This is a genomic window from Yersinia similis, assembly GCF_001053095.1.
GTDB classification, from domain to species: Bacteria; Pseudomonadota; Gammaproteobacteria; order Enterobacterales; family Enterobacteriaceae; genus Yersinia; species Yersinia similis.
The window spans coordinates 1-1062 of the sequence record NZ_CGBP01000093.1 but is presented as its reverse complement, the minus strand read 5'-3'; the positions used below and the strand labels follow the sequence as shown (position 1 = coordinate 1062).

The window sequence follows — 1062 nt, the reverse complement described above, 5'->3', positions numbered from 1 at the left end:
TTGTTGTTGGCGTCGAGGAAGAGGGATGTTTCAGGTGCCAGTGTCTGCTGTTCAAGCCAGTTTCTGATACACCGCGATATAGAGGTAACCGTGACTGCCCAGCGTATCGGCGTCACAGACAAATCCCCCGTGCCGAACCGTAATGCCTTGCTGACGGCGTGGATCCAGCGCCCCGGACAGCAACTGCGATTCCAGTTTGGTTATCAGCGCGGGAAACGCTGCATCAAGAGCCTGAGTGGCTTCAAGGGAAAAGGTGCCGACAATGTGGGCTCTGTCGCTCAGAAAATGCAGATGCGTTCCTTCCTGCACCAGTCTGGCTTCCAAACGTGGCGTAATGTCACGTTTCAGGCCCCATGTTGGGGAAGTAGTCATGTGGTTATTCATGTTAACGGTCTCTGTGGAATAGGATTGAGGGACTCGGTTGGGTACAGCAACATTGGCGGAAAATGCGCACGCCACAGACCCGCAGCCTGGCGAGCCCGCACGATATCGCCCTTGCTCAACATCGGGTCTTGCGCCAGTGCGCTGAACCCGTTACGACCAATTCGCACTAATACATATTTATCAACCAATGCATTAATGGTATCGCCCACTGAAATCCCTTGTTCAATCTGTTGTGCAATCGCCTGTTCATCGTGATAGGGCGTATCGTTGAGGCTCAGGCCGTAGTGGTGCTCCAGCAGGAAAGCGAGCAGTTGTTGATAAATAGCAGGCACGGGTAATGCACCCGCTGTTGTGGGGTGTGGTTTCATGGAGATGTTCTCAATATGGATAATGCGGGATACGTCAGGAAACGAACGGGGGTATCACCAGTCGAATGTGGCGAAACCGGGCAACACATCGCCCAGGGCATCAATATGTAGGTAGGTTAGCCCATGACGTTTCATTAATGTGGTGACCAGACGGCGGCAGGTTTTGGAGAGCCTCAGTCGTTTGAGGCGCAACACCGGGTGGGTCCAGGCATTAAGTCGAATCAGATAGCCTGTGCCGGTAAAATGGATCCATTCGCCATCGCTGAATGCCACCTGACAATGGGATATCCGGTACAGCAGCGCATTGTCG

General features: G+C 53.4%; 3 protein-coding genes. All 3 read right to left on the bottom strand.

Annotated features, from left to right (window positions below; genetic code table 11):
• Positions 1-51 precede the first annotated feature (51 nt).
• Positions 52-384 carry a type IV toxin-antitoxin system YeeU family antitoxin gene (locus tag AC971_RS21540; protein WP_025382933.1) on the bottom strand — a complete coding sequence of 111 codons (333 nt, stop codon included), beginning with the start codon at positions 382-384 and terminating at the stop codon, positions 52-54.
• Positions 381-752: a TA system toxin CbtA family protein gene (locus AC971_RS21535; RefSeq protein WP_025382932.1), complete on the bottom strand. Its 372-nt coding sequence runs from the start codon at positions 750-752 to the stop codon at positions 381-383. The genes AC971_RS21540 and AC971_RS21535 overlap by 4 nt, the downstream gene beginning before the upstream one ends.
• 54 nt (positions 753-806) lie before the next feature.
• A partial coding sequence (locus AC971_RS24945) for a DUF5983 family protein (RefSeq protein ID WP_048677917.1) occupies positions 807-1062 on the bottom strand: 256 nt, incomplete at its 5' end.

Excerpts from the sequence above, each read along its gene's own strand:
- AC971_RS21540 (WP_025382933.1), bottom strand. The coding sequence starts at position 384 with ATGAATAACCACATGACTACTTCCCCAACATGGGGCCTGAAACGTGAC.
- AC971_RS21535 (WP_025382932.1), bottom strand. The coding sequence starts at position 752 with ATGAAACCACACCCCACAACAGCGGGTGCATTACCCGTGCCTGCTATT.